The organism is Mycobacterium lentiflavum (assembly GCF_022374895.2).
In the GTDB taxonomy this organism is placed as follows: Bacteria; Actinomycetota; Actinomycetes; order Mycobacteriales; family Mycobacteriaceae; genus Mycobacterium; species Mycobacterium lentiflavum.
Window position 1 is genome coordinate 1,063,510 of sequence record NZ_CP092423.2, and the last position, 26,283, is coordinate 1,089,792.

Annotated in this window: 23 protein-coding genes; 19 read left to right on the top strand and 4 right to left on the bottom strand. The window is 67.2% G+C overall.

The genetic code is table 11. The features are described 5' to 3' along the window. Nucleotides 1-136 precede the first annotated feature (136 nt). Genes glmM through MJO58_RS05270 form a run of 3 tightly spaced genes read left to right on the top strand, consistent with a single transcriptional unit; the run spans nucleotide 137 to nucleotide 3,245 of the window. A complete protein-coding gene (glmM, locus tag MJO58_RS05260) occupies nucleotides 137-1,474 on the top strand; it encodes a phosphoglucosamine mutase (RefSeq protein ID WP_090600555.1) in 1,338 nt (445 codons plus the stop codon). A 47-nt stretch (nucleotides 1,475-1,521) separates the two neighbouring features. Continuing rightward, nucleotides 1,522-1,839, top strand: a complete 318-nt coding sequence (locus tag MJO58_RS05265; protein WP_090600556.1) for a type VII secretion target — start codon at nucleotides 1,522-1,524, stop codon at nucleotides 1,837-1,839. 2 nt (nucleotides 1,840-1,841) lie between these two features. Beyond that, nucleotides 1,842-3,245, top strand: coding sequence for a hypothetical protein (locus MJO58_RS05270; RefSeq protein ID WP_239722197.1), 1,404 nt, complete (start codon nucleotides 1,842-1,844; stop codon nucleotides 3,243-3,245). A gap of 4 nt (nucleotides 3,246-3,249) precedes the next feature. On the opposite strand, the gene MJO58_RS05275 is transcribed toward MJO58_RS05270, so the two are convergent. From MJO58_RS05275 to MJO58_RS05285, 3 genes are all read right to left on the bottom strand, one after another. After that, nucleotides 3,250-4,293, bottom strand: a complete 1,044-nt coding sequence (locus tag MJO58_RS05275; protein WP_239722198.1) for an LLM class F420-dependent oxidoreductase — start codon at nucleotides 4,291-4,293, stop codon at nucleotides 3,250-3,252. A 134-nt stretch (nucleotides 4,294-4,427) separates the two neighbouring features. Beyond that, the gene (locus tag MJO58_RS05280; RefSeq protein ID WP_239722199.1) at nucleotides 4,428-5,267 is read right to left on the bottom strand and encodes a dienelactone hydrolase family protein; all 840 of its coding nucleotides are present in this window, start codon (nucleotides 5,265-5,267) and stop codon (nucleotides 4,428-4,430) included. A gap of 9 nt (nucleotides 5,268-5,276) precedes the next feature. Next, a complete protein-coding gene (locus tag MJO58_RS05285) occupies nucleotides 5,277-5,735 on the bottom strand; it encodes a DUF2510 domain-containing protein (RefSeq protein WP_239722200.1) in 459 nt (152 codons plus the stop codon). A gap of 185 nt (nucleotides 5,736-5,920) precedes the next feature. On the opposite strand from MJO58_RS05285, the gene glmS reads away from it, so the two are divergent. From glmS to MJO58_RS05320, 7 genes are all read left to right on the top strand, one after another. After that, nucleotides 5,921-7,795, top strand: a complete 1,875-nt coding sequence (gene glmS, locus MJO58_RS05290; RefSeq protein ID WP_239722201.1) for a glutamine--fructose-6-phosphate transaminase (isomerizing) — start codon at nucleotides 5,921-5,923, stop codon at nucleotides 7,793-7,795. After that, nucleotides 7,788-8,669, top strand: a complete 882-nt coding sequence (locus MJO58_RS05295; RefSeq protein ID WP_239722202.1) for a DUF4436 domain-containing protein — start codon at nucleotides 7,788-7,790, stop codon at nucleotides 8,667-8,669. The genes glmS and MJO58_RS05295 overlap by 8 nt, the downstream gene beginning before the upstream one ends. Nucleotides 8,670-8,883: 214 nt before the next feature. Then, nucleotides 8,884-9,723: a DUF4436 domain-containing protein gene (locus MJO58_RS05300; RefSeq protein ID WP_090600562.1), complete on the top strand. Its 840-nt coding sequence runs from the start codon at nucleotides 8,884-8,886 to the stop codon at nucleotides 9,721-9,723. 39 nt (nucleotides 9,724-9,762) lie between these two features. Beyond that, the gene (locus tag MJO58_RS05305) at nucleotides 9,763-10,476 is read left to right on the top strand and encodes a rhomboid-like protein (protein ID WP_239722203.1); all 714 of its coding nucleotides are present in this window, start codon (nucleotides 9,763-9,765) and stop codon (nucleotides 10,474-10,476) included. Nucleotides 10,477-10,548: 72 nt separating this feature from the next. After that, nucleotides 10,549-13,170, top strand: a complete 2,622-nt coding sequence (locus tag MJO58_RS05310) for a carboxylate--amine ligase/circularly permuted type 2 ATP-grasp protein (protein ID WP_239722204.1) — start codon at nucleotides 10,549-10,551, stop codon at nucleotides 13,168-13,170. A gap of 1 nt (nucleotide 13,171) precedes the next feature. Next, on the top strand, nucleotides 13,172-14,953 hold the full coding sequence (locus MJO58_RS05315; RefSeq protein ID WP_090600564.1) for an N-acetylglutaminylglutamine amidotransferase: 1,782 nt from the start codon (nucleotides 13,172-13,174) through the stop codon (nucleotides 14,951-14,953). A gap of 4 nt (nucleotides 14,954-14,957) precedes the next feature. Then, nucleotides 14,958-16,853, top strand: coding sequence for an alpha/beta hydrolase family protein (locus MJO58_RS05320; protein ID WP_239722205.1), 1,896 nt, complete (start codon nucleotides 14,958-14,960; stop codon nucleotides 16,851-16,853). Here the strand turns inward: MJO58_RS05320 and MJO58_RS05325 are convergent. Beyond that, nucleotides 16,850-17,782 (bottom strand): class I SAM-dependent methyltransferase, encoded by a 933-nt coding sequence (locus tag MJO58_RS05325; RefSeq protein ID WP_090600566.1) that lies wholly within the window; start codon nucleotides 17,780-17,782, stop codon nucleotides 16,850-16,852. The two genes, MJO58_RS05320 and MJO58_RS05325, sit on opposite strands and share 4 nt — an antisense overlap. Nucleotides 17,783-17,875: 93 nt before the next feature. Here MJO58_RS05325 and MJO58_RS05330 point away from each other — a divergent pair, with 93 nt between their 5' ends. The 9 genes from MJO58_RS05330 (at nucleotide 17,876) to groES (ending at nucleotide 26,241) form a co-directional block, all read left to right on the top strand. Further along, on the top strand, nucleotides 17,876-19,306 hold the full coding sequence (locus MJO58_RS05330; protein WP_239723171.1) for an NAD(P)H-hydrate dehydratase: 1,431 nt from the start codon (nucleotides 17,876-17,878) through the stop codon (nucleotides 19,304-19,306). Nucleotides 19,307-19,327: 21 nt separating this feature from the next. Next, on the top strand, nucleotides 19,328-20,725 hold the full coding sequence (gene gad / locus MJO58_RS05335) for a glutamate decarboxylase (protein ID WP_090600567.1): 1,398 nt from the start codon (nucleotides 19,328-19,330) through the stop codon (nucleotides 20,723-20,725). 122 nt (nucleotides 20,726-20,847) lie between these two features. Then, nucleotides 20,848-22,014 carry an alanine racemase gene (alr, locus tag MJO58_RS05340; RefSeq protein WP_239722206.1) on the top strand — a complete coding sequence of 389 codons (1,167 nt, stop codon included), beginning with the start codon at nucleotides 20,848-20,850 and terminating at the stop codon, nucleotides 22,012-22,014. A gap of 52 nt (nucleotides 22,015-22,066) precedes the next feature. Next, the gene (locus MJO58_RS05345) at nucleotides 22,067-23,119 is read left to right on the top strand and encodes an alpha/beta fold hydrolase (protein ID WP_175364596.1); all 1,053 of its coding nucleotides are present in this window, start codon (nucleotides 22,067-22,069) and stop codon (nucleotides 23,117-23,119) included. Nucleotides 23,120-23,138: 19 nt separating this feature from the next. After that, nucleotides 23,139-23,585 (top strand): tRNA (adenosine(37)-N6)-threonylcarbamoyltransferase complex ATPase subunit type 1 TsaE, encoded by a 447-nt coding sequence (gene tsaE, locus MJO58_RS05350; RefSeq protein WP_434086307.1) that lies wholly within the window; start codon nucleotides 23,139-23,141, stop codon nucleotides 23,583-23,585. Next, nucleotides 23,582-24,211, top strand: coding sequence for a tRNA (adenosine(37)-N6)-threonylcarbamoyltransferase complex dimerization subunit type 1 TsaB (gene tsaB, locus MJO58_RS05355; RefSeq protein WP_239722207.1), 630 nt, complete (start codon nucleotides 23,582-23,584; stop codon nucleotides 24,209-24,211). Before tsaE ends, tsaB begins: the two co-directional genes overlap by 4 nt. Further along, complete coding sequence (gene rimI / locus MJO58_RS05360; RefSeq protein WP_239722208.1) at nucleotides 24,208-24,675, top strand: ribosomal protein S18-alanine N-acetyltransferase; 468 nt, start codon at nucleotides 24,208-24,210, stop codon at nucleotides 24,673-24,675. The genes tsaB and rimI overlap by 4 nt, the downstream gene beginning before the upstream one ends. Continuing rightward, a complete protein-coding gene (gene tsaD / locus MJO58_RS05365) occupies nucleotides 24,672-25,697 on the top strand; it encodes a tRNA (adenosine(37)-N6)-threonylcarbamoyltransferase complex transferase subunit TsaD (RefSeq protein WP_239722209.1) in 1,026 nt (341 codons plus the stop codon). Before rimI ends, tsaD begins: the two co-directional genes overlap by 4 nt. Nucleotides 25,698-25,938: 241 nt before the next feature. Next, nucleotides 25,939-26,241 (top strand): co-chaperone GroES, encoded by a 303-nt coding sequence (gene groES / locus MJO58_RS05370; protein ID WP_090600574.1) that lies wholly within the window; start codon nucleotides 25,939-25,941, stop codon nucleotides 26,239-26,241. Nucleotides 26,242-26,283: the final 42 nt, after the last annotated feature.

Consider the following 26,283-nt stretch of genomic DNA (forward strand, 5'->3'; position numbering starts at 1 on the left):
TTTCTGGCCGCGACTGCGCATCTTTGTGCGTCTTAGTTCCGCCGTCTTCGGCGTGTCGTCGCACAAACGTGCGCGGTTGCGGTCACAAAAGTAAGTGCACTTTGTGCGCATGACGTCACTGTGAGAGGTTTGTCCGATGGCTCGACTATTCGGCACCGACGGTGTACGCGGAGTCGCCAATCGCGAATTGACCGCTGAGCTGGCATTATCGCTGGGCAGCGCGGCCGCGCGGCGGCTGGTGGGTCCGGGAAAACCGGGCCGGCACGTCGCCGTGATCGGCCGCGATCCGCGCGCCAGCGGCGAGATGCTCGAAGCCGCGGTGATCGCCGGCCTGACCAGCCAGGGTGTCGATGCGCTGCGCGTCGGCGTCCTTCCCACCCCCGCGGTCGCCTACCTGACCGGCGCCTATGACGCCGACTTCGGCGTGATGATCTCGGCGTCGCACAACCCGATGCCCGACAACGGCATCAAGATCTTCGGGCCCGGCGGCCACAAGCTGGACGACGACACCGAAGACCAGATCGAACAACTGGTCGCCGCCGGCCCGGGCCTGCGCCCCGTCGGCGCCGCGATCGGTCGCGTGATCGACGCCGAGGACGCCGCCGATCGCTACCTGCGCCACGTCGGCAAGGCCAGCACGCTGCCACTCGACGGCCTGACCGTCGTCGTCGACTGCGCCCACGGCGCGGCATCGTCGGCCGCACCGCGCGCCTATCGCGCCGCCGGTGCCCGGGTCATCGCGATCAACGCCGAGCCCAACGGCCTTAACATCAACGACCGCTGCGGATCGACGCACCTGGACTCGGTGCGGGCCGCGGTGCTCGAGCACGGCGCCGACCTGGGCCTGGCGCACGACGGCGACGCCGACCGCTGCCTGGCGCTGGACGCCAAGGGTGAGCTGGTCGACGGCGACGCCATCATGGTGGTGCTCGCGCTGGCGATGCAGGAAGCCGGCGAATTAGCCTCCAACACCCTGGTCACCACGGTGATGAGCAACCTCGGGCTGCACCAGGCGATGCGCTCGGCGGGCGTCACCGTCCGCACCACCGGCGTCGGCGATCGCTACGTCCTCGAGGAGCTACGGTCCGGCGAATACAGCCTGGGCGGCGAGCAATCCGGCCACATCGTGATGCCCGCGCTGGGCTCGACCGGCGACGGCATCGTCACCGGGCTGCGCCTGATGACCCGCATGGTGCAGACCGGCTTGTCGCTGGCCGACCTGGCCGCGCCGATGCAGTCGTTCCCGCAGGTGCTGATCAACGTCGAAGTCGCCGACAAGACCACCGCGGCCGCCGCGCCGTCGGTGCGCAGCGCCGTCGACGAAGCCGAGGCCGAACTGGGCGACACCGGTCGAATCCTGTTGCGCCCCTCGGGAACTGAGCCGATGATCCGGGTGATGGTCGAAGCGCCCGAAGAAGACATCGCGCAGCGGGTGGCCAACCGCGTCGCCGAAGCGGTCAGCGACCAGCGCTAGTTCCTTTTCGCTGGAACCCCAAGGGCGAGTCCGGCGTCGGACTAGGCATGGGAATACGACACGCCACATTCGACCGCACCGGAATCGACGTCGCTGCGGTACATCGCGTTGCCGATCAACTGCGGGTTGCCGCCGAGGTGGTCGACAGCGCGGTCGGTGATCACTTGGCGGCGTTGGCTTTTAGCGGCGCGATGGCCGGTCGGGCATACACCGCGCGCGGCGATGCGTTGCGGGCGGAGCTGGAGCGATTGACGACGCAGTTGTCGCAGTGGTCACGTGCGTCGGTCGCGATCGCGGTAGCGCTGCGCTCCGGCGCGCAGCGCTATGCCGACGCCGAGCTGTACGCCGCGGCGCGAATCGCCTGACCGTGGCCGATCGGTTGGACGTCGCCGAGCGCCTCGCCGAAGGCCGGGTCGCGATCGAACACACCCAGGCCTACGTACGGGCTTGCCAGACACTGGGATACGAACATCCGGACTTGACGTCACACCCGTCGCAGATTCGCGACTGGTTCGACAGCGAAGACGGCCTCGACCTTCGTGTCCTGGACCGTGACTGTGCGCAGCTGCGTGCGGCCGCCGCCGCGGCTTCGGAAGGCTTGCGGATTCAACAGGATCAGGTTGCCGAGTTGGTGGCGGCGTGGATGGGGGTGGGAGGCGATGCCGCGGTTTCGTTCTTGCAACGTCATTGCGATGCCGCCAACATGGTTGCCACCGAGATGCGGGCTGCCGCGCAGCGGTGCGAATCGCTGCGCGACAACCTGTGGCATCTGCTCGACTCGAAGGTCGGCACTGTCATCGCGATCGACGATCGCAGGCAGGCTCAGCGGTCGGCGTGGTTGGCCGCCGCCGCGGTGGTGACGGCCGGCGCAGGGGAGCGATCGACGGCCGAGCAGGTCGTCCGTGGGCAGGTAATGCCCTACGTGGACAACGACATTCGTAACGACTGGCTGATGGCCGTGCGTTCGTCGTTGAGGGCGTTCGGCACTGCCTACGATATGGTGAACGACCGGATGGCCGGTGCACCCGCGGTGTACTTCGACATGCCCGGCGACCTCGGCCCCGGTTACCAACCACCCCAACCGTCCCCGGCGCAACCTGACCAGACCGTGCCGCCTCCGGCTGCGACGGCGCCTGCGGCTGTGCTTCCCACCGTCGCGCCGGACCCGGCCCCCGCACCAGTAGCCGCCGCTCCCGCTGCGACTCCGACGCCCCCGGGAGCTGACCTTGCGCCACCGCTGTCGGACTTCGGCGCCGGCCTGGGCGATGCTGCCGCCCTACCGACGGCCGGCGGCGGGCTTGGCGATGTGGGTGGCGGAGCCGGCGGTCTGGGCGGCCTCAGCGGGCTGGCCGGCCGAATCGTCGACGCACTGGGTGGTCTGCTGGGTTCGGCCACAGACGGGCTCGGCGATTCGTCGGGGCTCGACGATCCGGTGGGTAAAGACCCGTTCGACGATGACGAGGATCCATTCAAACCCGACGACGAGCATGACGACGCCGACGACGAGCATGACAAACCCGACGAAGAGCATGACAAGGCCGACGCTGAGACGGCCGACGCCGAAAAGGCCGATGCGGCAAGGGAAGCCGAGGGGGCTCAGCCCGTGAACGCGCCGCCGCCTGCCGGGACACCGCCACTACCGGTTGGCGAGCCGGCGCCTGCAGACTCAGCTAATCCGGCGGCAGCGCCCGTGGCCGCACCGGCGCCGCCACCGGACGGGGCAACGCCGTGTGAGATTGCCGCAGACCAGGTTCCGCAGGCGGGGCAGTGACGCCTCAGGCGCCCCGCAGTTCGAGCACCTCTTCGACGAAGCGCACCGCCTCTTTAGGGTCGGCCGCCGCCGGACTTGCCAACAACGTCGTCACTCCGGACTCGGCGAAGGCGGCGATGCGCTCTTTGACGAAACCGCGCGGGCCGATCAACGACATACCCCGCACCAGCTCGTCGGGCACCAGGTCGATGGCCTCACTCTTGCGGCCGGACAGGTACAGCTCTTGGATCTTGTCGGCGACCTCGCCGTATCCGTAGCGCGTGGCCAGGTTGTGGTAGAAGTTCTTGCCCTTGGCGCCCATGCCACCGATGTAGAGCGCCAGCTGCGGCTTGACCCAGGCCAGCCGCTCCTCGACGTTGTCGCCGATGGCCACCGAGGCGTGCACCATGATGTCCAGCGGCCCCAAGGCCGGATCCCGTTTGGCATTGCCGGTGGCCAGCGCCTCGCCCCAGACGGTGTGAGCCTTCTCCGGAAAATAGAACACCGGCTGCCAGCCCTCGGCGATCTCCGCGGTGAGCTCGACGTTCTTCGGGCCCAACGCCGCGATCGTTATCGGAATACGTTCGCGCACAGGGTGATTGATGAGCTGAAGCGGTTTGCCCAAACCCGTCCCGCGGTCCGCGGGCAGCGGTAGCTGATAGTGCTTGCCGTCGTATTGGACTCGCTCGCGCCGCCACACCTTCCGGCAGATCTCCACGACCTCGCGGGTACGACCGATCGGGGCGTCGAACGCGACGCCGTGGAACCCTTCCATCACCTGAGGCCCCGACGTCCCGATGCCAAGCCGGAATCGGCCGCCCGACACGAAGTCCAGGCCCGCGGCGGTCATCGCCAGCAGCGACGGCGTGCGGATGTAGATGGGAACCACGCCGGTGGCCAATTCGATGGTGTTGGTCTTGGCGGCCAGGTACCCCAGCTGGCTGATGGCGTCGTAGGAATATGCCTCGGCCACCACGGCGATGTCGAGGCCGGCCTTTTCGAGTTCGACAATGCGGTCGACGGCTTCGTGAAAGCCGCCCGAATAATCCAAAGCGATTCCGATTCGCATGACCGACACTTAATCACGCCGGATCCAGCGCGCTCAAAGGCCCTCGCATAGTCGCCCAAATGAGCAGCTCGTCGGAGCAACCACTTGGCCGGCCTGGGCGCCGAGCGCGTTGACGTCGCGCCGGCCGCGCAACGCTACTTCAGCAGCGCGACGATCTTCTCTTCGAGGGCGACCGGTTCTGCCTCGAGATCGACCGGAGTTGTCTTGGGCAGCACCACATTTGGATCGGCGAACTCGCGATAGGTTTTGTCACCGGCCAGGGTAGCGAGCAAGTATCCGGTCAGCAGGGCGCGCACCGATCGCTGGGTGCGGCGGTGGGAACCGGGCAGCCCGAACACGGACGCCAATCGCCGGCCTTCGCCGAGCCCACGGGGTTCGGCTTTGCTGACGATGCGCAGCGTGGCCGAAGGCCACACGCTGGAAAGCGCAAGCGCGTTGGCGTTCAACGTCTTTGGGTCTCCCGGCGCGGTCAGGATCAACCCCGGGACTTTCAGCGACGCGGCTGGCTGCTCGGCCGGGGGAGTCGTGACGGTCGGGAACACCGCGACCGCGGCAGCCAGCGCGGCCGGCATTCCGGCTGCGGCGAACACGGCCGCTGAGGCGCCGAATCCATGGCCCACCACGCCGAGTTTTGCGGGGTGCACGCTGATGTTGCCCGGCCCCAGGCGCACACCTGCCACGATGTCGAGCGCGGTGCCCAGATCGGAGGCCAAGTTGAGGACCGACGGCGCCAGCCCCCGCTCGGTGTCGGGCGCGCCCGCCACGATGCCCCACGACGCGAGATGCTCGAGCAGACCCGAATAGCGGGCAATTCCGGTGAGCCAGTCGTGGCCGAACGCGATGCCGGGCAGGTTCAGACCGGACTCGGGGGTGTAGACCACTCCCGGCAATCCGGCAAAAGCCAGGTCACCACGCAAAACCTTATGCGGGCCACGGCGGCTGAGGGCGGTGACGAGCTTGCGGATGCGGGCCACCCGTCGACGTTAGCGGGGATGGGTCCAGTGAGTCCACGCGACACCGTCCCAGTACCGCTGCCCCGGCCCGCCCGGGTTGGGGTACCAGCCCGGCGGCGGCCCGACCGGTCGGCGGACGGCGGCTGGGCGAGGCGCGACGGCAGGGCTCGGTGGGGCGACCGGGCCCCGGGGAGCGATCTGGCCGGTGGCGGCGTAAGGCGTCGCTCCGTAGGGCACGGGAGCCTCCTTGGCCAGGGCCCGCACTCGCCGAATCGCGGTGTAGTTCGAGATCAGCGCGATCGGGTTCAGCACGACGAGCGACACCGGGCCCCACCACCCGGCGAGCAGGCAATGCGTCTGCGCGTTGCGGTATGCCTGCTCACACTGCTCGAGCGTGCCGGTGCAGGTGAAGTCGCGCTGCAGCCACAGGATCACCGCGCCGGTGTGCTCGTGCAGCCTCACGGAGAAGCGGCGGTACGGGTCGGTCAAAAGAAGCCTTTCGCGCTGGTGGGCGCGCCAAACGTTACCGGCTGGGCGTCGTGTGTCACTTCAGTGCGTTGAGTCTGAGCTCAGGGCGACATTTCGGCTCAAAAACCACCCTGAGCGCACGCTCGACGCGCGTTGGGCCTGGCAGTGGGCCGAGCAGCCTGTTCATCTGCACTACCCTGGTCACAATGTGCGGAATCGTCGGCTACGTCGGGCAGGCCCCTGCCTGCCAAGTCGTCATGGACGCACTTCGCCGCATGGAGTACCGCGGCTACGACTCGTCGGGTATCGCACTGGTCGACGACACGGGCAGGCTCACCGTTCGCCGCCGGGCCGGCCGACTGGAAAACCTGGGCAAAGCGGTGGCCGACATGCCACTGGAGGACCTGGGCGCCACCACCGGCCTGGGCCACACCCGCTGGGCCACCCACGGCCGCCCGACCGATCGAAACGCCCACCCGCACCGCGACGCCGCCGGCAAGATCGCCGTGGTCCACAACGGCATCATCGAGAACTTCGCGACCCTGCGTCAGGAGCTGGAGGCGGCCGGCGTCGAGTTCGCCAGCGACACCGACACCGAGGTCACTGTGCACCTGGTCGCCCAGGCGTATCGCGAGGGTGCGACGGCCGGCGACTTCGTCGCTTCGGTGCTCGCGGTGCTGCGCCGGCTGGAGGGCCACTTCACTTTGGTGTTCGCCAACGCCGACGAGCCCGGCACCATCGTGGCCGCGCGACGGTCGACCCCGCTGGTGGTCGGCGTCGGCGACGGCGAGATGTTCGTCGGCTCCGACGTGGCCGCCTTCATTCCGCACACCCGCAACGCCGTCGAACTCGGCCAGGACCAATGCGTAGTGCTCACCGCCGACGGCTACCGGATCACCGACTTCGACGGCAACGAAGACTTGGGACCCGGGGCATATCGCGAGTTCCATATCGATTGGGACCTGGCCGCCGCGGAAAAGGGTGGCTACGAGTACTTCATGCTCAAGGAGATCGCCGAGCAACCCACCGCGGTGGCCGACACACTGCTCGGCCATTTCGTGGATGGCCGCATCGTGCTCGACGAGCAACGCCTTTCCGATCAGGAACTGCGCGAGATCGACAAGGTTTTCGTCGTCGCCTGCGGCACCGCGTATCACTCCGGGCTGCTGGCGAAGTACGCGATCGAGCACTGGACACGCTTGCCGGTGGAAGTCGAGCTTGCCAGCGAATTCCGGTACCGGGACCCGGTTTTGGACCGCAGCACACTGGTGGTGGCCATCTCGCAGTCCGGTGAAACCGCGGACACCCTGGAAGCGGTCCGCCACGCCAAGGCCCAGAAGGCCAAGGTGCTGGCGATCTGCAACACGAACGGCTCGCAGATCCCCCGCGAATGCGATGCGGTGCTCTACACCCGGGCCGGCCCGGAAATCGGGGTGGCCTCGACGAAGACCTTCTTGGCCCAGATCACCGCCAACTACCTGGTCGGCCTGGCGCTTGCGCAGGCCCGCGGCACCAAGTACCCCGACGAGGTCGAGCGCGAATACCGTGAGCTGGAAGCCATGCCGGATTTGGTGTCGCGGGTGCTCGCGACGATCGAACCGGTTGCCGCCCTGGCTTATCGGTTCGCGAAATCCTCGACCGTGCTGTTCCTGGGCCGCCATGTCGGCTACCCGGTGGCGCTCGAAGGCGCGCTCAAGCTCAAAGAATTGGCCTACATGCACGCCGAGGGCTTCGCAGCCGGCGAACTCAAGCACGGCCCGATCGCGTTGATCGAAGACGATCTGCCGGTTATCGTCGTGATGCCGTCACCCAAGAGCGCTGCCACATTGCATGCCAAGCTGATGTCCAACATCCGCGAGATTCAGACCCGTGGTGCGGTGACCATTGTCATCGCCGAGGAAGGGGACGACACCGTGCGCCCCTACGCCGATCATTTGATCGAAATCCCTTCGGTGTCAACGCTTTTACAGCCGCTGCTGTCGACCATACCGCTGCAGGTGTTTGCGGCGTCGGTGGCGCAGGCGCGCGGCTATGACGTCGACAAACCGAGAAACCTGGCCAAGTCGGTCACGGTTGAGTAGCCGACGCGCGATACTCGGCATCGTCGGTGTCGTGTTGTTCGTCGCCGCCTATGCCGTCTCGGTGTGGTTGTACGTCGACGGCGGAATGGGCCATCCCAATGTCGTTGTTCGGGGCGAGCCGGTACCCGACGCGACCAGGGTGACGATCGACATACAAGAAGTCCAGTCGGCCAACAGCCTGGTTGTTTCCAGCATCAACGTTTATCCGGGACCCGGGCTGCTGGATCCGCAGACTCACAATCTCAAGGAAGATCTCACCATCGCGGTCTCCTCCGCGGTGAGCGCGAGCAAGCGCACCTGGCCGAAAGGCACGCTGCCCGACGTGTTTCGCATTTCGCTGGCCCTCGACGGCGAGGTCGCCGCATGGCCGTTCGACGAATACCACTCGGGGCCCGTCGTCGCCCAACTCGTGTCGGGCCCCAGCTCCACCCGGGTGCCCGCGGTAGTGACCATGGTCGACCGCTTGCTGGGCTGGGATGTCGCTACGGATCGCATCCACGAGGACGATCTGGTCGGCCCCTACCAAGTCGACTTGGTCCGGTCGACGAGCACCGTGGCGTTCGCGGTCGTCATCCTCGTTGTGCTGATCGCCCTCGCCTTCTTTGCCTTCTTTGTCGCGGTCCAGACGGTGCGGGACAAACGAAAGTTCCAGCCGCCGATGACAACCTGGTACGCGGCGATGCTATTCGCGGTGGTGCCACTGCGAAATGCGCTGCCCGATTCGCCCCCGATCGGAGTTTTGATCGACGTCACGATCGTGCTCTGGGTGACTGTCATCCTGGTGATCTCGATGGGGCTCTATGTCTCTTGCTGGTGGCGGCATCTGCGGCCCGAACCCGATGAGCCGGCGTCCTTCTCGAGTGGCCGCTTTTAGTCGACGTTTCTACAATCACTCGGGGGCCGTCACTGCCGCAGTTGCATTCGCTGCCGTGATGGGGTTCATCGCCGCGGTAAGCCTAGGCCGGCTTAGCTTCTGGTAGCGGCGCGGGAAGTGTCTAGTATTTCTGGCCGGTAAGGCATCTCGGACAGCACAGTCAGCGGGGGAGGCGACCTTGGCATCGAGCGGCTTCGCTAGAGGCACTGGGTTCATGAAGTTTTCCATCATTGGTTTGGTCATCTTTTTCATCGGCGCATACGTCACCACCGTCGCGCTCTACGCCAGGTCCGGCTGCGGGTGCCCTCTCCAACTGACCCCCGGCAAGCCGGCCGCCGACGGGACCACGGTGACGATCGACTTCCTCGAGACCCAGTCGATGAAGGGCGCGGTGAACGCCAACGTCACCGTCACCCCCGGCCCTGGGCTGCTGGATCCGGTCACCCGGGGCCTCAACTCAGACTTCGCCGTCGTGGTCCACTCTTCGGCCACGCCCAGCAAGCGCGCCTGGACGAAAGGAATGCTGCCCGGCGAATACCCTGTCCCGCTGACGATTAGCGGCGATCCCTCGGTATGGCCGATGGACAAATACCGTTCGGGCCCGATCACGGTCGACCTCATCTACGGCAACGAACGACCCGAACAGGTGCCGGTGAAATTCGTCGACCGTGTCTCGGGCTGGCAGCTCTCTGTTGCTGGGAACGGCAATCCACAGTCGCCGTACCGAGTGGAGATGCGGCGCTCGCCCAGCATTGCGGTGTTCGCGGCCGTCATCGTCGTGGTAATGCTGGCGCTCGCCGGGGTCGGCGCTTTCGTCGCCATTCAGACGGCGCGCGACCGTCGAAAATTCCAGCCGCCGATGACAACGTGGTACGCGGCAATGCTGTTCGCGGTGCTACCGCTGCGCAATGCGCTGCCCGACGCGCCCCCGATCGGGTCGTGGGTCGACGTCACGGTCACGCTCTGGGTGATCGTCACACTGGTGATGTCGATGGTGCTGTACATCTATTGCTGGTGGCGGCATCTACGACCCGAACCTGAAAAGGCGGCATAGCAGTTTGCCCAAGCCGCCGGGCATGCGAAGGTGGACGCCGTGGCGGATGGATCGGTGGGGGCGCGACTACGGAGCTTGGCTATCGGGGTCTGGCACTTCGTCAGCAGCGCCCCGCTGACCTACGGCTGGCTACTCGTGTTGATGATCACAACGGTCATCCAAAACCAACTCTCCGGGCGGCAATTGCACTCGGTTTTGCTGCACCGCTCCACCAACATTCACGAATTGGGCACCGATCCGCTCTCCGTGCTGTTTTCCAGCCTGCTGTGGATCGACGGCAAAAGCCTGGAGCCCTACCTGCTGCTGTTCACCTTGTTTCTCGCCCCGGCCGAACACTGGCTCGGCCACCTGAATTGGCTCACCGTGGGATTGACCACCCATATCCTGTCGACCTACATCAGTGAAGGCATCCTGTACTTCGCGATCGAGGAACACGACGCATCGGAACGGCTGGTGCGCTCACGCGACATCGGGGTCAGCTACTTCCTGGTCGGCATCATGGCCGTGTTGGCGTATCGCATCGAGCGGCCATGGCGCTGGCTCTACCTAGGCGTGCTGGTGGTCATCTTCGGCTTTCCACTGATCACGATGACCAAACACGGGCTGAACTTCACCGCGATCGGTCACTTCACGTCCATCCTCCTCGGGCTCTGCTTCTATCCGATGGCCCGGGCGAGAAAAGACAAGCCGTGGAGTCCGGCCCGCTTCAGAGCCGCAATACGGCGATTCCGCTCCCGCACGGATCCGATTTGACGAGGCGATTTGCTGTTGCGAACGCGATCTGCGTTTAACGCCGCGGTAATTGCGCCGCCATAGCGTGGCTTAATGCGACCTGAGTCGGCCAGAACGCTGGGCGTCGAAGAGGAATTCCACCTTGTCGATCTGAAGACACGGCGGCTCACGGCGCGTGCGCCCGAACTGCTGGCCGAGCTGACCGACGACTATGTGGCCGAGCTGCAGCGGTGTGTCGTCGAGACGAACACCCAAGTGGTTGATTCGATCGGCGAGTTGCGCCAGGAACTCGTCCGTCAGCGCAAGGTTTTGGTCGAGACCGCCACGGAATTGGGGATGGGGGTCGTCGCGGCCGGCGCGGTGCCGCTGACGGTGCCGGCCGAGATGCAGGTGACCAAAACGCCGCGCTATCGGCAGATGCTCGCCGATTACCAGCTGCTGGCCCGGGAGCAGCTGATCTGCGGCACCCAGATACATGTGGGTGTCGCAGATCGCGACGAAGCGGTCGAGGTCGGCTACCGGCTGGCCGCGTATCTCCCGACGTTGCTCGCCTTATCCGCCAGCTCGCCCTTCGCGTCGGACGGGTCTGACACTGGTTACGCGAGTATGCGCACGCTGGTTTGGCAGCGCTGGCCCACAACGGGTCCGGCCGCTCCGGTGCACACGGCCGCAGAATACGACCAACTGGTCACCGACCTGGTGGCCAGCGGAGTCATCTCCGACGTCGGGATGGTCTATTTCGATGTGCGACCGGCGAGCGCGGCGCCGACGCTGGAGCTGCGGGTGTGCGACAGCTGCCCGTCCGTGGACACGGTCGTCTTGATCGCCGGGATGTTCCGAGCCCTGGTGGAGCGCGAGGCCGCGGCCGCGCATGCGGGTACTGCGCCGACGATCCTCTCACCGGCGGTGAGCCGGGCGGCGGTGTGGCGAGCCGCCCGGTCGGGGTTAGAGGGCGAGCTGGTCGACGTCCGCGGCCCCGTCAGCCGACCGGCATCCGAGGTGGTCGGCGAGCTGGTCGACGGACTGCGTCCGCACTTAGAGCAAACCGGTGATTGGGAAACCGTCAGCGAACTGTGCCGCCAAGCCCTGCAGAGAGGAACGTCTTCGGCTCGCCAGCGCCGGGCGCTGCGCCGTCGCGGACGTCTCACCGACGTTGTCGACCAACTGATGGCCGAGACGGCTGCCTCAGGTCCGACCTTGATGACCGTCAGTGACGATCGGACGCTCCTGTTCGGCTACCAACCGGGCAGTAAACCGCCGGTCGAGACCGCTCGTGGCAATCTCGACGACAGCTACGACGAAGCGGTCGACGGCAACGGTCAGCCGCGACCCCACTATCGGAATGTCCTGGATGCCATCGCCCAGATCGGCGTGGCCCAACTGCGTTCTCGGGAAGCGGCCATCGAGCAGGAGCAGCGCGCCGACAACGTCACCTTCCGCGTCAGTGGTCAAAGCCGGGCCCAACTGTTCCCCGTCGACCTAGTTCCGCGCCTGGTGACCGCTCAAGAGTGGGCCCAGCTGTGCGACGGCTTGGCGCAGCGAGCGCGCGCACTGGACGCGTTCCTGCGTGACATCTACTCCGCGCAAGAGATCATGGCGGCAGGCATCATCGGCGACCAGATCCTCGACCGTGCACCCGGCTTCCGCTCGACGGGGCGGCTGGCGGGCGATACCGTCCGAGCCCACATCAGCGGCACCGACATCGTGTGCGACCGAGCCGGCGGGTGGATGGTGCTCGAGGACAATCTGCGAGTGCCATCGGGGATGGCCTACGCCATCGTCAACCATCGCTTGGTCACCAAGCACCTCGGCGAACTGCAACCACCGGTCGCGGTCGAGGACGTCGCCCAGGCACCCGCAATGCTGCTGGAGACGCTGCGCGCCGCGGCGCCGGCGCACGCGCCCGACGACCCGACCGTCGCGGTGCTGTCGGCCGGCTGGGAGGACAGCGCATGGTTCGAGCACACCTTTTTGGCCGAGGAAATGCCGGTGGCGCTGGTGCAGCCGTCAGATCTGTCACTGCGCGACGGCAAGCTGGTCCAGCACGTCGGATCGAGTGTCCGGCGCATCGATGTGGTGTATGCGCGGATGGACGAGGACATGCTCTTGTCGTCGACCGGATACGACGGCGCGCCGCTGCGGCCGGGCTTGCTTCGCGCGATCGCCAACGGCCATCTCACCATTGCGAACGCGCTGGCCAACGGAGTCGCCGACGACAAAGCGATTTATGCGTATGTGCCGGAAATGATCAAGTTCTATCTTGGCGAGAAGCCCAGCCTGGCCCAGGTGCCCACCTGGATCTGCGCCGAACGCGATCAGCGCGACCACGTACTGGCGAATCTCGGCGACCTGGTCGTCAAACCGATCGACGGGCTGGGCGGCAGCGGGGTGCTGATCGGGCCCGACGCCTCCGAGGCTGCGCTGGACGCGCGCCGGCGCGAACTGGAAACTCAACCGGAGCGATTCATCGCTCAGGAGCCGGTGAACTTGTCGACCCATCCCACCTTTGACGGCGATGGCCTATACCCTCATCACGTCGACCTGCGCGCATTCGTGCATCTGCGCGCGGCGGCGAACGGCGCGGTATCGGCACATGTGATGCCCGCGGCGCTGACCCGAGTAGCCAGCCGCGGGTCGCGCATCGTCAACTCGTCATACGGCGGCGGCAGCAAAGATACCTGGATCCTCAGCGAGCCATTGAGCGAAAGCGACTGATATGTGCGGTATTTGCGGTGAGATCCGCTGGGACGGGCACGCGGCGGACGTCGGTGCCGTCGCCCGCATGACGGGGGCGATGACGTCACGCGGGCCGGACGCCGACGGTGTGGTGGCGCACGGACCCGTCGCCCTCGGGCACCGGCGGCTGTCCATCATCGACTTGTCCGCCCGCGGCGCTCAGCCCATGGTGGACGCTGATCTCGGGTTGACGCTGGTGTTCAACGGCTGCATCTACAACTACCAGGAGCTGCGCGAGACACTGCAAGCCGACGGGTACCGATTCTTCTCGACCGCCGACAGTGAGGTGGTGATAAAGGCGTTCCACAAATGGGGGGAGCGCTGTGTCGAGAAGTTCAAAGGAATGTTCGCGTTCGCCATCGCAGACCGGGACTCCGGCGCGGTGACGCTGGCCCGTGACCGACTGGGCATCAAGCCGCTCTATATCGCCTCTTCACCCGGCGGGCTGCGGTTTGCATCCTCGGTGCGCGCATTGCTCGAGGCCGGTGGGGTGGACACGGAGCTCGACCGTGAAGCGTTGCACCACTACATGACTTTTCACTCCGTGGTGCCGGCGCCGCTGACGATATTTCGCGGAGTGCGTAAGCTGCCGCCGGCAACCGTGCGGGTGATCCAACCCGACGGCACCCAAGCCGACACTGCTTACTGGACACCGGAGTTCGGTCGCGATCCGGCGAAAGCGTCATGGTCAGCGCGTGATTGGGAAGCTGCGCTGATGCAGGCACTGCGCACCGCGGTTAAACGCCGGATGGTCGCCGACGTTCCGGTGGGTGTGCTGCTTTCCGGTGGCATCGATTCATCGATCGTGGTCGCGTTACTGGCAGAGGAGGGACAGCAGGGGCTGGCGACCTTCAGCATCGGGTTCGACTCCGCCGACGGGGAGTCCGGAGACGAGTACTTTTATTCCGATCTGGTTGCCAAGACGTACGACACCGACCACCACAAGATTCACATCGACGAATCGCGATTGGTACCAGCCGTACCGAAATGCATCGCCGCGATGAGCGAACCGATGGTCAGCCATGACTGCGTCGCTTTTTACCTGCTTTCGCAGGAAGTGAGCAGGTCGGTGAAGGTGGTGCAGTCGGGTCAGGGCGCCGACGAGATCCTGGCCGGTTACTCGTGGTATCCGCCGCTGGCCGATATCGCCCGTGAGCAGACCACCGAGGCATATGCGAAGGTCTTCTTCGATCGCAGCCATGACGATCTACGGTCAATCTTGGCCCCCGAGTACATGATTGATGCCGATGTTAGCCGCGCATTCGCGGCAGCCCATCAGGGCGCGCCGGGTGCCGACTGTGCTGTCGACGCGGCCCTGCGCCTGGACACCCAGGTGATGCTGGTCGACGATCCCGTCAAACGGGTCGACACGATGACGATGGCGTGGGGCCTAGAGGCTCGCGTGCCGTTCCTCGACCATGATTTCGTCGAGCTGGCCGCAGCATGTCCGCCCGATTTGAAGCTGGCCTCGGGCGGTAAGGGTGTGCTGAAAGGTGGTGCGCGAGAACTACTTCCGTCAGAGGTGATCGACCGGACCAAAGGCCACTTCCTGGTGCCGGGGATCCGACATCTGCACGGCGAGATCCTCGAGATGGTGCGCGATGCGCTGACCAACGATGCCGCGCGCAACCGCGGCCTTTATCGCGCCGACACCGTCGATGCCTGGCTGGCCGCGCCCAACGAGACGCGAACCACATTGGGCTCCAACGCGTTGTGGCAACTGGCGGTGCTCGAAATGTGGCTGCAGGGCCTGGGAGTCTGAGTCGGTGGCGCAACACGTGCGCGCCATCTATGGCGCGTCGCTGTCCCCGGACGCGACGGCATTCGCACACTTGGTCGACGACGGCGGTTATCCCCGCGCGGTGCAACGCTTTCTGCGAGGCCGCCGGGCAAGCTCGTCGCGCGACGTCGTCCTGCCGGTCGAGGGTCCTGTCTCGCGGGTGATCCACTCGGCGGACGGTCAGTGGCTGGCCTGCGAGGTGGCGCCCAGCGGCGGCACCCGCACCCAGATCTGGGTCGTCACCACCGATCCCGACGACCGGATGGCTCGGCGCATCGACGGCGAGCACGCCGGGACTGCTGAGCTCGTCGGCTGGGACGGTAGCCGTGTCGCGGCGATCCTGACCGGTGAGGACGGGGTCGGGGAATCGTGTCTGATCGATCCGGCCGACGGCTGTTGCACGGTGTTGGACCGACGGTCTGGTGGCCGCCTGGTCGACGCCTGGGCCGGAGCGGCGCTGATCCGGGTCGGACCGCGCGGCTACCACGAACTGATAATGCTGCACGGGCCGACCGAGATCGCCTTATTGCCAGCCGATCCCGGGTCTACGACGGCCGATGGCGTGATCCTCGACGACCACCATCCGCGCCGCATCCGCTACGGTCCGGACCGCGATCTGAGCAAGCTTTACTACCCAGGTACGGACGCAAACGGATATGTGCGGGCACTGATCCGCAGCGACAACGGCTGCGAATACGCCCGACTGCTGGAAGTGACGGCCACCCACGACGGCGTCAGTTATTGCGTGGTGGCCGAGCGCCCCGACTGTGAACTCGACGCATTCGCCGTCAGCGACGACCTGTCCACCGTTGTTCTGCTGTGGAACATGCAGGGCCGCAGTGAATTACAGATTCTCGAATATGCCGACAACACACTGAGTGACCCGATCCCACTGCCCGGGGTGGTCGCCAGTGAGCTGTCCATCAGTGCCGGCGGCTCGATGATCGCGATGACCGTCGAAGGTCCGGCGGCGCCGCGCACCGTCGAGCTGGTCGATCCTCGAACGCGCCGATGGGAACTCATCGACCGCGAACCGAGCCACGGCCCGGTCGTTCCCGGATTTTCCGCCGCGACGAGGCCGGAGACGATCACCGCGCGCGACGGGCTGAGCCTGAACGCCTGGCTCTACCGGCCGCCGGCTACAGACGCCGTCAAAGGTGCGGTGGTATACCTGCACGGCGGACCGGAAGGTCAGGCCCGTCCCGGTTACAGCGAGATCTTCGCGCGGCTGGTCAACGACGGGATCCTGGTGCTGGCGCCCAACGTGCGAGGCTCCGGCGGCTTCGGCCGGACCTTCATGCATGCCGACGACAAGGAGAAGCGGTTCGCCGCCATCGACGATGTCGCGGACTGCGTGCGATTCCTGGTGGACAACGGCCTGGCCGACCCGCGGCGTATTGCCTGCGCGGGCTGGTCGTACGGCGGTTACCTGACCATGGCGGCGCTGACGTTTCATCCCGCGTTGTTCGCGGCGGGCATCAGCATCTGCGGCATGAGCGACCTCGGCACGTTTTACCGCCACACCGAGCCGTGGATTGCCGCCGCGGCCTATCCGAAGTATGGCCATCCCGTGAGCGATCGTGAGTTGCTCGAGCACCTGTCGCCCCTGCACCGGGTGGACGCGTTGACGGCGCCGTTGTTGGTGGTACATGGAGCCAAGGACACCAATGTGCCGATCAGCCAATCCGAACAGATCGTCGACGCGCTGCGAAAAGCCGGTCGTCGGGTCGGCTATCTGGTGTTCAGCGACGACGGACATGGCATCGCCAAGCGCGAGAATCGGGTGACGTTGGCGACCTCGATGAGTCAGTGGCTCACCGCAGCATTCGGCGCCGACGACCTTTCGCCGGCATTGCGTGCCATGGGCGAGAAGCCGTTCTAGCGTCGCGTGGCGGTCACGTATTGCAGCGCCGACAGCGTGCCCTGTTTGCCCGGTGCGGCGGGCCGCAGCGGTAGCGAAATGCCATAGTTCGCAGCTAAATCCGCGACCCCGCTGGCGGCTGTCTGCCAGCCGTGAGAACGCAGGTACTCGACGACGTCGTTGCGGTCGCCCGCATACCAAAGGTCGGTCATCTCGATGTCGAAGCCGTGTTCGCGCCACTGCTCGGTGACCTCACGCATGCGCTCGGCCATCGTCTCTACCGCGTCGCCCGCGCCCTGGACGTTTTCGGTGGCCAACTGACTTCCCGGCGCGCTGAGTTCGGTGATGTTGTCCAGCAGCCGGTCTTGGGCCTCGGGCGGCAAGAACGGCAGCAGGCCCTCGGCGCTCCACGCGGTCGGCTTGCCGGGGTCCAGTCCCGCGGCACGCAGCGCGGCCGGCCAATCGTGGCGTAAGTCGACGGGCACCGCGCGCCGGTCCGCCGTCGGGGTCGCACCCAGCTCGGCCATGGTCGCGCTCTTGAACTCGATGACTTGCGACTGGTCGATCTCGAACACCGTCGTTGCGTCCGGCCAGGGCAGCCGGTAGGCGCGAGCGTCCAGCCCCGAGGCCAGGATCACCACCTGCCGAACCCCCGCCGCGGCGGCGGTCACGAAGAAATCGTCGAAGAACCGGGTGCGGATGCCCATCATGTCGGCCATCCCCAGCATCCCGAAGTCGCCGTTGTCATCCACCTCGGCTGGATCCAGTTCGCCGCTGGCGAGCCGGGTGAAGAACTCCACACCGACGGCGCGCACCAGCGGCTCGGCGAATGGGTCGTTGATCAGTGGCTGAGGCGCGCGGGTAGCCAGTGCGCGGCCCACCGCGACGCCGGTTGCGGTGGCTCCCACGCCATTTCCCAGGTCCCAGGTGTCGTCATCCGTGCGCGCCATCGCCCCTCCCATTCGTCGCTGACACCGAATGTACGGACGGCTCCTGAACGAGTGCTGTGCGCAAACACAGACGAGCATGGAATGCTGAATTCGATGCGGCATTACTACTCCGTAGATGCGATTCGCGACGCCGAAGCACCGCTGCTGGCCAGCCTGCCCGATGGCGCCCTGATGAAGCGTGCCGCCTTCGGGTTGGCTACCGAGATTGTCAAAGAGCTACAAGCCCGTACGGGCGCCGTCGCCGGTCGGCGGGTGTGCGCGGTCGTCGGCTCGGGTGACAACGGCGGTGACGCGCTGTGGGCGGCGACGTTCCTGCTGCGTCGCGGGGCGGCGGCCGACGCGGTGTTACTCAGCCCGGACCACACTCACCGTAAGGGGCTGGCGGCGTTCCGGAAGGCCGGCGGCCGCACCGTTGAGAGTGTTTCGGCGACAACCGATCTCGTCATCGACGGCGTGGTCGGCATCTCCGGCTCGGGTCCGCTGCGTCCGGCGGCGGCAGCCGTGTTCGCCGCGGTCGACGCTCACCAAATCCCGGTGGTCGCCGTCGACATCCCCAGCGGCATCGACGTGGCGACCGGGGCGATCACCGGCCCCGCGGTGCACGCCGCGTCGACGGTGACCTTCGGCGGCCTCAAGCCCGTGCACGCGCTCGCCGACTGCGGCACCGTCACGCTGATTGACATCGGGCTGAGATTGCCGGACTCCTCAAAAACGTCAGTGCTGGGCTTCGAGGCCGACGACGTCGCCGCCCGCTGGCCGGTGCCGGGCCCGCGTGACGACAAGTACACGCAGGGAGTGACCGGCATCCTGGCCGGCTCGTCGACGTATCCGGGGGCGGCCGTGTTGTGCACCGGCGCCGCGGTCGCGGCCACCTCGGGCATGGTCCGCTATGCGGGTAGCGCGCACAGCCAGGTTCTCGCGGTGTGGCCGGAGGTCATCGCGACGCCATCTCCCGCGGCGGCCGGGAAGGTGCAGGCGTGGGTCGTCGGACCGGGTTTGGGCACCGACGACATCGGCGCCGCCGCCTTGTGGTTCGCGCTGGGAACTGACCTGCCGGTGCTGGTGGACGCCGACGGGCTGACGATTCTGGCCGCCCATCCCGAGCTGGTGGCCAACCGCGCGGCACCGACGCTGCTGACCCCGCACGCGGGGGAGTTCGCCCGATTGGCCGGGGCGCCGCCCGGCGACGACCGGATCTCGGCCACCCGCAAGCTTGCCGACACGTTCGGCGCGACCGTTCTGCTCAAGGGCAACGTCACCGTCATCGCAGACCCCGGCGGCCCGGTCTACCTCAATCCGGCCGGGCAGTCCTGGGCGGCCACCGCCGGGTCGGGCGATGTGCTGTCCGGGATGATCGGCGCGCTGCTGGCCGCGGGATTGGCGCCGGCCGAGGCGGCCGCCGCCGGCGCCTACGTCCACGCCCACGCCGCCGCGCTCTCGGCCGCGGACCCGGGTCCCGGTGAGGCACCCACCTCAGCGTCGCGCATCGTGCCGCATATCCGCGCCGCCCTGGCCGCGCTGTAATCGTCAACGAGAGGATCCGCCATGACCGGCAGCCATCCGTCCGTCCCCACTCACTCGATCGCGCCCGCCTACACCGGACGAATGTTCACCACCCCGGTGCCGGCGCTACGGCTGCCCGAGGAATCGATGGATCCGGAGGCGGCGTACCGCTTCATCCACGACGAGTTGATGCTCGACGGCAGCTCGCGGCTGAACCTGGCCACCTTCGTCACCACCTGGATGGATCCCGAGGCCGGGAAACTGATGGCCGAGACGTTCGACAAGAACATGATCGACAAAGACGAATATCCGGCGACCGCGGCGATTGAGCAGCGCTGTGTGTGCATGGTGGCCGACCTGTTCCACGCCGACTACCTGCGCGACGACGACCCGTCCAGCGCCTGCGGGGCATCCACCATCGGCTCCAGCGAGGCGGTGATGCTGGGCGGTCTGGCGATGAAATGGAGGTGGCGCGAAAAGGTCGGCTCCGGAGAGAAGGAAGGCTGGAAGGGCCGCACGCCCAACCTGGTGATGGGCTCCAACGTCCAGGTGGTGTGGGAGAAGTTCTGCCGCTACTTCGACGTCGAGCCGCGCTACCTGCCGATGGAGGAGGGGCGCTACGTCATCACCCCCGAGCAGGTCGTCGATGCCGTCGACGAGGACACCATCGGGGTGGTCGCGATCCTGGGCACCACCTATACCGGCGAGCTGGAACCCATCGCCGAGATCTGCGCGGCGCTCGACAAACTGGCCGCCGGCGGCGGTGTGGACGTCCCGGTGCACGTCGACGCCGCCAGCGGGGGCTTTGTGGTGCCGTTCCTGCATCCCGAGCTGAAGTGGGATTTTCGGTTGCCCCGAGTGGTGTCGATCAACGTCAGCGGCCACAAGTACGGGCTGACCTATCCCGGTGTCGGGTTTGTCGTGTGGCGCAGCAAGGAGTACCTGCCCGAGGACCTGATTTTCCGGGTCAACTACCTGGGCGGCGACATGCCGACATTCACTTTGAACTTCTCCCGGGCGGGCAACCAGGTCGTCGGCCAGTACTACAACTTCCTGCGGTTGGGCCGCGAGGGCTACACCCAGGTCATGCAGTCGCTGTCGGCGACCGCGCGGTGGTTGGGCGAGCAGTTGCGCGACGGCGACCACTGCGAGCTGATCTCGGACGGCTCGGCCATCCCAGTCGTCAGCTTCCGGCTGGCCCGCGGTTTGGGCTACACCGAGTTCGACGTCTCCCACGAGCTGCGCGGCTACGGCTGGCAGGTGCCTGCCTACACCATGCCGGACAACGCCTCCGACGTGTCGGTGCTGCGCGTCGTGGTGCGCGAAGGACTGTCCGCCGACCTGGCCCGGGCCCTGCACGACGATGCCCGCAGCGCGCTGGCGTCGCTGGACAAGCTCAAGCCCGGCGGCCACTACCAGGCCGAACACTTCGCGCACTGAATTCGGCCCGCGAGCTGGGGTACCGCCCGCTTGCGGGGAAACGCCAGTGCGACGTTGCGGCGTTTTCTCGCCAAGGCGTCACGCGCGGCGCGCCGCTCTCCCGCTCTGGGACAATGGCGGCCGTGGCCGTTACCCCGATATCCCTGACACCCGGCGTCCTCGCTGAGGCCGTGGTGGATCTGGGTGCCGTCGAACACAACGTGCGTGTGCTGCGTGAGCACGCCGGTTCCGCCCGGGTGATGGCCGTCGTGAAGGCCGACGGCTACGGCCACGGGGCCACCCGGGTCGCCCGGGCTGCGCTCGCCGCCGGGGCCGCCGAACTGGGTGTGGCCACCGTCGACGAGGCCCTGGCGCTGCGGGCCGACGGAATCTGCGCGCCGGTGGCTGCCTGGCTGCATCCGCCCGGCATCGACTTCGGTCCCGCACTGCTCGCCGACGTCGAGATCGCCGTGTCGTCGCTGCGTCAGCTCGACGAGGTGCTCGATGCGGCGGACCGGACGGGGCGCACCGCGACGGTGACCATCAAGGTCGACACCGGGCTGAACCGCAATGGCGTGCCCGCCGCGGAATACCCGGCGATGCTGCAGGCAGTGGGCTCCGGCGCCGCGGCCGGCGCGATCTGCCTGCGGGGGCTGATGTCGCACCTGGTCTTCGCCGATCAGCCGGACAACCCCATCAATGACGTTCAGGCGCAACGATTCCGCGAGATGTTGGCGTTCGCGCGCGATCAGGGCGTGCGGTTCGAGGTGGCCCACCTGTCGAACTCCTCGGCGACGATGTCTCGCCCCGACCTGGCCTTCGATATGGTGCGGCCCGGCATCGCGGTCTACGGCCTGAGTCCCGTCCCCGCGCGCGGCGACCTGGGACTGATACCGGCCATGACGGTGAAATGCGTTGTCGCACTGGTGAAATCGGTGCGTGCGGGGGAGGGCGTGTCGTATGCCCACACCTGGACCGCCGAACGTGATACGACCGTGGCGCTGATGCCGGTCGGCTATGCCGACGGGGTGTTCCGGTCGCTGGGCGGACGGCTCGACGTGCTGATCAATGGCCGGCGACGTCCCGGCGTCGGGCGGATCTGCATGGACCAATTCCTCGTCGACCTCGGTCCTGGACCGGTCGACGTGGCCGAAGGCGACGAGGCGACTCTGTTCGGCCCCGGTGCCAATGGTGAACCCACCGCCCAGGATTGGGCCGATCTGCTCGGCACCATCCACTACGAAGTCGTCACCAGTCCGCGGGGGCGCATCGCCAGGACCTATCGCGAGGCCGAAACCGTTGGACGATAAGGAAACTCGCAGGCACCTGAGCGGAAGGGCTTGGCTTGCGGGAGGGGCGGGGCTGACTGCGGTCGCCACCATTGTCGCCGCTTCGATTCGCCGGTCGATGACGCAACGTGTCACGCGCACCGAGGACCCGTATGCCGACGAGGATTTCGAGCGCCTCAACAGCGACCGCAGCTATGTGGTGACCACGCCCGACGGCGTGCCGCTGGCGGTGCGCGAAGTCGGTCCACTGGACGCTGCGCTGACGATGGTCTTCGTGCACGGCTTCTGTCTGCGCATGGGTGCCTTCTACTTTCAGCGCAAGCGACTCGCTGAGAAGTGGGGCCCGCGGGTACGCATGGTCTTCTACGACCAGCGCGGACATGGGCGCTCGGGCTCGGCTTCGCCCGAGACCTACACGCTGACCCAGCTGGGGCAGGACCTCCAAAGCGTCCTGACCGAGGTGGCGCCGCGTGGGGTGATCGTGTTGGTCGGCCATTCGATGGGCGGCATGACGGTGTTGTCGCATGCCCGGCAGTACCCGGACCAGTACGGTAGCCGCATCGTCGGTGCGGCGCTGATTTCCTCTGCCGCCGAAGGGGTTACCCGCTCGCCGCTGGGTGAGATCCTGAAAAACCCGGCGGTGGAGGCACTGCGGTTCACCGCCCGGTCGGCGCCGAAGCTGATGCATCGCGGCCGCAATGTGTCGCGATCGCTGATCGGCCCGATTTTGCGGGCCGCGTCCTACAGCGATCTACATGTCAGCCGCAGTCTGGACGCGTTCTCCCAGCGGATGATGAACGGCACCCCGATCCCCACGATGGTGGGGTTCCTGCACGCGCTGGAAACCCACGACGAAACCGCCGGCCTGTGGACGTTGCTGCGGATCCCGACTCTGATCGCTTGCGGCGACCACGATCTGATCACGCCGGACGAGTACTCGCGGAAGATGGCGGCCTCGCTGCCGCGCTCGGAGCTGGTCATCGTCAACGGGGCCAGTCACCTGGCCCTGCTGGACAAGCCCGAGGCCATCAACGACGGATTGGTCCGGCTGGTCAATCGGGCCATTCCGGGCAGAATGACCTTGTGGTACAGGCGAACTCGACAACGGCTGCGGCGCCGTGGCTGAGCTCAGATCCGGTTCAGGCATGGCGACCTGCGAGCGCGTCGAGGACACGATTGCGCTCGGGGCGCGGTTGGGACAGCAGCTGCGCGCCGGTGATGTCGTGGTGCTCTCCGGCCCGCTCGGAGCGGGAAAGACCGTGTTGGCCAAGGGAATTGCGGAGGCGATGGACGTCGACGGCCCGGTCACTTCGCCGACGTACGTGTTGGCCCGCGTGCACCCGCCGCGGCGGGCGGGCGCGCCGACGATGGTTCACGTCGACGTGTACCGGCTGCTGGACCACCGGGGCGCGGACCTGCTCGGGGAACTCGATTCACTGGACCTCGACAGCGATCTCGAGGACGCGGTCGTCGTGGTGGAGTGGGGCGAGGGCCTGGCCGAACGCCTCTCCGAACGGTATCTCGACATCCGGCTGGAGCGGGTCAGCGGATCCGACGTGCGGATCGCGACGTGGGAGTGGGGCCGGCCGTGAGCCTGATCTTGACTCTGGACACCGCCACCCCCGCGGTGACGGCCGGCATCGTCCGCCGCGATGGCGCCGAGTGCACGGTGCTGGCCGAACAGGTCACCGTCGACGCCCGCGCCCACGCCGAACGGCTGACCCCGAATGTGCTTGCCGCGCTGGCCGAAGCCGGTCTGGCGATGACCGACCTCGACGCCGTCGTGGTCGGCTGCGGCCCGGGCCCGTTCACCGGTCTGCGCGCCGGGATGGCTTCGGCTGCCGCCTACGGCCACGCGCTGGATATCCCGGTGCGGGGGGTCTGCAGCTTGGACGCCATCGGCGCGCTGACCACGGGCGACACCCTGGTGGTCACCGATGCTCGGCGGCGCGAGGTCTACTGGGCCCGATACAACGACGGGTTCCGCAGGGCCGGCCCGGCGGTCAACGCGCCCGGCGACGTCGACCCCGGACCGGCGACAGCGGTCGCCGGCTCGCCCGCGCACGCTGCGCTGTTCGGTCTTGCGGTCTGCGAACCCGTCCATCCGACTCCGGCCGGCCTGGTCGCCGCGGTTCCCGACTGGTCGCAGCCGCCATTGCCGCTGGTGGCGCTGTATCTGCGCCGGCCCGACGCCAAGCCCCCGGCGGGCCGGGGATGACCGCCGGCAGCGAACCCGTGACGATCGGCGCGCTGACCCGCGCCGACGCGCAGCGGTGTGCGCAACTGGAAGCCCAGCTGTTCGACGGCGACGACCCCTGGCCCGCGGCGGCATTCAATCGCGAATTGGCCAGTGCCCACAATCATTACGTGGGCGCGCGTACCGCCGGCATTCTCGTCGGCTACGCCGGCATCTCCAGGTTGGGCCGCACCCCGCCGTTCGAATACGAGGTGCACACGATCGGCGTCGACCCGCAATACCAGGGCCAGGGCATCGGCCGCCGGCTGCTCGGGGAGCTGCTCGAGTTCGCCGACGGCGGCGTCGTCTACCTCGAGGTCCGTACCGACAACGAGGCCGCCATCGCGCTCTACCGTAGCGTGGGTTTCGAGCAGATCGGCCTGCGCAAGCGCTACTACCGAGTCAGCGGCGCGGACGCGTACACGATGCGGCGGGAAGCACTATGACGACAGTATTGGCCATCGAAACCTCTTGTGACGAAACAGGAGTCGGCATCGCCCGGCTCGACGCCGACGGCACCGTCACACTGCTGGCCGACGAGGTGGCCTCCAGCGTCGACGAGCACGTCCGGTTCGGCGGTGTGGTCCCCGAAATCGCCTCCCGCGCCCACCTGGAGGCGCTCGGACCGGCCATGCGCCGCGCACTGGCCGCCGCCGAACTGGACAAGCCGGACGTCGTCGCCGCGACCATCGGGCCCGGGCTGGCCGGCGCCTTGCTGGTGGGAGTGGCTGCGGCCAAAGCGTATTCGGCCGCGTGGAGCGTGCCGTTCTACGCGGTGAACCACCTGGGCGGGCACCTGGCCGCCGATGTATACGAGCATGGGCCGCTGCCCGAGTGTGTGGCACTGCTGGTGTCCGGCGGGCACACGCATCTGCTGCACGTGCGGTCGCTCGGTGAGCCGATCTTCGAGCTCGGCAGCACCGTCGACGACGCCGCGGGCGAGGCCTACGACAAGGTGGCCCGCCTGCTGGGTCTGGGCTATCCGGGCGGCCGGGTCCTCGACGAGCTGGCCCGCACCGGCGACCGCGACGCCATCGCGTTCCCGCGCGGCATGACCGGCCCGCGAGACGACCCGCACGCGTTCAGCTTCTCCGGCCTCAAGACCGCGGTCGCGCGGTACGTGGAAAGCAACCCCGACGCGGTTCAGGCCGACATCGCCGCCGGATTCCAGGAAGCCGTCGCCGACGTGCTGACCATGAAGGCGGTGCGCGCGGCCACCGGGCTCGGCGTCCACACGCTACTGATCGCCGGGGGAGTGGCCGCCAACTCGCGGCTGCGCGAGCTGGCCACCGCGCGCTGCGCCGAGGCGGGCCTGGCGCTGCGTATCCCCAGGCCACGGCTGTGCACCGACAACGGCGCGATGATCGCGTCCTTCGCCGCGCACCTGGTTGGTGCGGGTGCGGCTCCGTCACCGCTGGACGTACCCAGCGACCCGGGGCTGCCGGTGGTAAAAGGCCAGGTGGGCTGAGCTCAGAGCGTAATTCCGTAGGAAGCAGCGGGGTGGCCTTGAGTGCTAGCACTCTCATGTATAGAGTGCTAGGTGGCAATCGGGCGATCCCCTGTGTCGGCACCCGCGACGACGACCCAAGGGCACGGCCGAATGCCGAAACATCTGGTAAATGGACGGTTCGGGCAAGCCCTGGGCCGACCGCCAACTCCAGTCCGGGCGAGCGTCCCGGACCCGATCCAAATAGTGGAGGGCTCCAATCGTGGCGAAGGTGAAGATCAAGCCACTCGAGGACAAGATCCTCGTGCAGGCCAACGAGGCCGAGACCACGACCGCGTCCGGTCTGGTCATTCCTGACACCGCCAAGGAGAAGCCGCAAGAAGGCACCGTCGTCGCAGTCGGCCCCGGCCGGTGGGACGAGGACGGCGACAAGCGGATCCCGCTCGACGTGTCGGAGGGTGACACCGTCATCTACAGCAAGTACGGCGGCACCGAGATCAAGTACGGCGGCGAGGAATACCTGATCCTGTCGGCACGCGACGTGCTGGCTGTCGTATCCAAGTAACGAACCGTGTTCCGCCCCGGCGATCCCTGTGCGCAAGCACGG

Coding starts and splice junctions, on each gene's coding strand:
- tsaE (WP_434086307.1), top strand. CDS start 23,139: ATGGCGACCTGCGAGCGCGTCGAGGACACGATTGCGCTCGGGGCGCGG.
- glmM (WP_090600555.1), top strand. CDS start 137: ATGGCTCGACTATTCGGCACCGACGGTGTACGCGGAGTCGCCAATCGC.
- MJO58_RS05265 (WP_090600556.1), top strand. CDS start 1,522: ATGGGAATACGACACGCCACATTCGACCGCACCGGAATCGACGTCGCT.
- MJO58_RS05315 (WP_090600564.1), top strand. CDS start 13,172: ATGTGCGGTATTTGCGGTGAGATCCGCTGGGACGGGCACGCGGCGGAC.
- rimI (WP_239722208.1), top strand. CDS start 24,208: ATGACCGCCGGCAGCGAACCCGTGACGATCGGCGCGCTGACCCGCGCC.
- gad (WP_090600567.1), top strand. CDS start 19,328: ATGACCGGCAGCCATCCGTCCGTCCCCACTCACTCGATCGCGCCCGCC.
- glmS (WP_239722201.1), top strand. CDS start 5,921: ATGTGCGGAATCGTCGGCTACGTCGGGCAGGCCCCTGCCTGCCAAGTC.
- MJO58_RS05275 (WP_239722198.1), bottom strand. CDS start 4,293: ATGCGAATCGGAATCGCTTTGGATTATTCGGGCGGCTTTCACGAAGCC.
- MJO58_RS05330 (WP_239723171.1), top strand. CDS start 17,876: ATGCGGCATTACTACTCCGTAGATGCGATTCGCGACGCCGAAGCACCG.
- MJO58_RS05300 (WP_090600562.1), top strand. CDS start 8,884: ATGAAGTTTTCCATCATTGGTTTGGTCATCTTTTTCATCGGCGCATAC.
- tsaD (WP_239722209.1), top strand. CDS start 24,672: ATGACGACAGTATTGGCCATCGAAACCTCTTGTGACGAAACAGGAGTC.
- MJO58_RS05310 (WP_239722204.1), top strand. CDS start 10,549: ATGCGACCTGAGTCGGCCAGAACGCTGGGCGTCGAAGAGGAATTCCAC.
- MJO58_RS05325 (WP_090600566.1), bottom strand. CDS start 17,782: ATGGCGCGCACGGATGACGACACCTGGGACCTGGGAAATGGCGTGGGA.